At 72.4% G+C, this 4,191-nt stretch carries 3 protein-coding genes; all 3 read right to left on the bottom strand.

Translation table 11 applies throughout. The annotated features are described in order from the left end of the window. Positions 1-1,035, bottom strand: a 1,035-nt coding sequence (locus D7X12_RS39965) for a B-box zinc finger protein (RefSeq protein ID WP_158620218.1), incomplete at its 3' end; no start/stop codon positions are given. A gap of 16 nt (positions 1,036-1,051) precedes the next feature. Next, a complete protein-coding gene (locus D7X12_RS39955) occupies positions 1,052-2,824 on the bottom strand; it encodes a M61 family metallopeptidase (RefSeq protein WP_120630379.1) in 1,773 nt (590 codons plus the stop codon). Between the two features lie 31 nt (positions 2,825-2,855). Beyond that, positions 2,856-4,172: an RsmB/NOP family class I SAM-dependent RNA methyltransferase gene (locus D7X12_RS39950; protein ID WP_244225064.1), complete on the bottom strand. Its 1,317-nt coding sequence runs from the start codon at positions 4,170-4,172 to the stop codon at positions 2,856-2,858. Between the last annotated feature and the right edge of the window lie 19 nt (positions 4,173-4,191).

Here is a 4,191-nt window from a genome sequence, read left to right as displayed (position 1 = left end):
GGTGGGCACAGGCGCGGGGGACGCGGCCTCGCGCAGCGCCTGGGGGCCTCGCTCCGGACGCGCATCCCGCAGCACGGGCTCCAGGACGTCGCGCGCGGGCAGGTAGCCCAGCACATCCCCGTGCACGTACAGCACGAGCCCCAGCAGGTTCGCGGTGGCGAAGGGCACGAGGCAGGTGAGCGCTTCGGCGATCCACCGGGACACGAAGAACATTCCGAAGTCGAGCACCACCTCCGCTCGCCAGTGCATCACCCCGTGGACCAACGCCAGCAGTGCGAAGACGCCCATCACGACGCCCGCGTCGCGCCCCAGCGCCCGGATGCACCGGAGCGCGTTGGCGGGATTCAGCGCGGAGAGCAGCGGTCGCTCCGCGGCGGCCAGCAGCCACGCCCACGGCAGCCACAGGAAGCCTGCCAGGGCGAGCCCCCAGGTGAGCGGATCCTCCAGCGCGGCCGGCGACAGCACGGTCTTCAGCGGCGCCCCGAAGAAGCCGAGCACGGAGCGCTCGGACGGCGCGCGCAGGGACAGGGCGCGCACCAGCGCGGGCAGGAAGACGCCCACGGTGACGGCCAGGCCGCGCAGCCCGGGCCTCAGCATGTCCCGGACGATGTCGGTGAAGCCGGGCAGCTCCGGATCCGCGTCCCCGCGCGCCGCGCCGCGCACGAGGGCGAAGAGGGCGGACCAGAAGACGCCCAGCGCGAGCATCAGCGGCAGCACCTGGAACATGCGGATGCCCACCCCGAGCGTGCGCAGCACGGCCAGCACCAGGCTGACGGCCACGAGCGTCTGCAGGCCCGGGATGGTGATGGGGAAGCGCAGCGCGCCCGGCAGCCGCTCCATGAAGTCCTGGTGCGAGCGGCGGCGCAGCAGCACGTTCGCCGTTCCCTGGCAGTGCCCACACGCGAAGTACTCCACCGGGCCCATGCGGCGCGTCTCCACGCACGCGGGGCACAGCAGGGACTCGCACTGTTCGCACCGCCAGCCGGCGGTGGCGGTGGGATGGGACGGGCAGGCGTCAGAGGCGGGTGCGGCCATGGGGCCGCGAAGCCTACTACGCCGGGCCCGGCGTCTCGTCCCACGGGGCGCCGAGCCACGTCTGGAACGCGGCCTTCTGCGCGTCGGTGGGGCGCTCCACGCGCTGCAGCCACACGGCATCCGCGGGCTTCTGTCCCAGCACCACCGGCACCTCCAGCAGCCGGTCGCGGCGGAACAGCGTCACCTTCACCGTCTCACCCGGGCGCTTGTCCTCGCACCGCGAGATGAGCCCCGCGCCGTCCACGCGCCAGCCGTCCAACGCCACCACGTCATCCTCCGGATAGAGGCCGGCCTCCAGCGCGGGGGTGCCCTCCGGCACGGTGGACAGCGTCGCGGCGCCGCGCAGGGTGACGCCCAGCCAGCCCTTCGGCCGGGGCTCGCTCTTGAGGCGCGGCGGCGTGCCGCCCTTGTCGTTGGGGGCTTCGCGCACGCGGAAGGACACCTCCAGCCCCACGTGCTCGAAGACGCTGTAGTCCAGGTCCCCGGTGGAGCGCACCGCGCGGTCGAAGAAGGGCGTCAGGTCCACGCCGGCCACTTCGCTCGAGGCCCGCTCCACGCCGTCCTCGGGCACGCCGGAGCCGTCGCCATGGCGTTGCCACAGCAACCGCATGACGTCATCCAGGCACCTCGCGTCGCGGGTGGCGCGGCGGACCTCCAGGTCCAGCAGCGCGCAGACGACCTCGCCCTTCAGGTAGTAGGAGACGGCGCTGTTGGGCGAGTGTTCGTCGGGGCGGTAGTGCTTCACCCAGCTGACGAGCGACGCCTCGGTGAGCGTCTGCACGCGGCGGCCCGGGGTGGAGTGCAGCAGGCTGAACGTCTCCCCCAGGCGCGCCAGGTAGCGCGACGCGGACATCAGCCCCGCGCGGCGCACGAAGAGGTTGTCGTAGTAGGCGGTGCCGCCCTCGAAGGCCCACAGCAGCGTGGTGTAGTTCTCCTGCGAGTAGTCGAACGGCACCAGCGCGCGCGGCTTCACGCGCTTGATGTTCCACAGGTGGAAGTACTCGTGCGCCACCAGCGTGAGGAAGTCCTCCCAGCCCCGGTTCATGGACAACGACAGACGCGGGAAGAGCAGCGCGGTGGAGGCCTGGTGCTCCAGCCCGCCCCGGCCCTTGTCGGTGAGGTAGACGAGGAACAGGTAGCGCTTCAGCGGCAGGCCGTCATACATGCGCGCCTGGGCTTCGCAGACGCGCTGCATGTCCGCGCACAGCCGCTCCGCGTCCGGCACGCTGTCGCCCCAGACCACTACCTCGTGCGGCACGCCCGCGACGGTGAAGGTGAGCGGCGTGTGCGGCCCGACTTCGAAGGGGCTGTCCACCAGCGTGTCGTAGTCCTCGGCGAGGAACGTGCTGCCTTCGGCGTCCAGCGCGCAGAACGTGCGCCAGTCCGGCGGCGCGTCCACGGTGACGCGGTGGGGCAGGGTGCGCGTGGCCTCCGTGTAGAGGAACACGGTGGCGCCGTTGAAGTAGCCGTGGCTGCCGTCCAGGTGGCTGGTGCGCACGGTGAGTTCGTTCGCGTAGACGCGGTAGCGCAGGGTGACGGCCTGCCCCCTCGCGTCCACGCGCCAGGTGCGCTTGTCCAGGCGGCGCACCGGCAGGGCATGGCCGTCGTCGCCGGTGGCGGTGACGTCCTGCACCTGGCGGGCATATTCGCGCACCAGGTAGCTGCCCGGCGTCCACACCGGCATCACCGCGTCGAGCGTGTCGGGCCCGGCGGGGAAGGTGGCCTCCACCTCGAACAGGTGCGCATGCGGGCGGGGCATGGCGACGCGGTAGTGGACGGCTTGCGACATGGCCAGGCTGCCTTTCGGGGGGACTGCGGGATTACTTCGCGCGAACGAGCACGGCGCCGAAGAAGCCGTCGGTGCCGTGGGTGTGCGGGGCGAGCCGCAGGAACGGGCCGGAGCTCACCTTCGCGCCCAGCTCCGCGCCCAGCACTTCGGCCACGGGGCGCACGGTGAACTCGGGGTGCTGGGACAGGAAGTCCTCCACCACCTCCTCGTTCTCCTCGCGCAGCACGCTGCACGTTCCGTAGATGAGCCGGCCGCCGGGCTTCACCAGCGTGGCGAAGCGCGCGAGCAGCGCCTTCTGCCGGGCCACGTGCTCCGCCAGGGACTCCGGTGTGAGGCGGTAGCGGGCGTCCGGCTTGCGGCGGAAGGTGCCGGTGCCGCTGCACGGCGCGTCCACGAGCACGCGGTCCGCCAGGCCCTTGAGGGGCGCGAGCGCGGCCTCCGCCTCCGGGCCTTCCGGGGGGATGATCTGCGTGCGCACGTTGTGCACGCCGGCGCGGCGCGCGCGCTTGCGCAGATCCTCCATGCGGCCCTCGTCCACGTCGAGCGCGTGCAGGTCGCCGCGGTTCTTCATCTGCGCGGCCAGCTGGAGCGTCTTGCCGCCCGCGCCCGCGCACGCGTCCACGACGCGGGTGGGCGGCGCGTCCACGAGCATGCCGAGCAGCTGGCTGCCCTCGTCCTGGATTTCGAGCCAGCCGTCCTTGAAGTTCTGGAGCGAGAAGATGTTGAGCCGCGTCTCCATCACGATGCCGAAGGGGGACAGCGCGGTGGGCTTCGTGGACTCCACGTCCTCCGCGGCGAGCCGGTCCTGGAGCTGGGCGCGGTCGCCCTTGAGCGCGTTGACGCGGGCGAAGAGCGGGGCGCGCTCGTTCATCGCCTCGGCGGCGCGGCTGGCGTCCTTGCCGAAGACGGCGCGGAACTTCTCCGCGAGGAAGTCCGGCAGCGACGCGGCGATGGGGAAGCGCTTCGCTTCAGGCAGGGCGTCCAGTTCAGCGGCGGCGTCCGGCAGGCGGTCGAGCACGGTGAGGTCCTGGCCGCTGAGGCCGCAGGTGCGCGACACGTAGTTCGGGTCCTCGCCGTGGAGGATGCGGGACGTGGCCAGCCGCATGACGTCCTGGCGGGTGCCGTCCAGCGTCTCGAAGTTCCGGTGCGAGTGCTCCAGGAGGTAGTCCACGGTGCGCTGCCGGCGCAGGAGCGCGTAGACGCGCTCCGCCACGGCGCGGCGTTCGGTGGAGTAGAGGAGCGTCTTGCGGCGCAGGACGAACTCCAGCGCGCGGTCGGACAGGCGGCCCTCACGACGCACGCCGCCGTAGGCCTCCAGGGAGGCCTGGAGGACCAGGTCCTCGCGCAGGGGGCGGTTCGGGTTGGGG

Source organism: Corallococcus sicarius (genome assembly GCF_003611735.1).
Classification (GTDB): Bacteria; Myxococcota; Myxococcia; order Myxococcales; family Myxococcaceae; genus Corallococcus; species Corallococcus sicarius.
The sequence above is the reverse complement of the archived record's forward strand: the minus strand, read 5'-3'. Positions and strand labels throughout refer to the sequence as shown.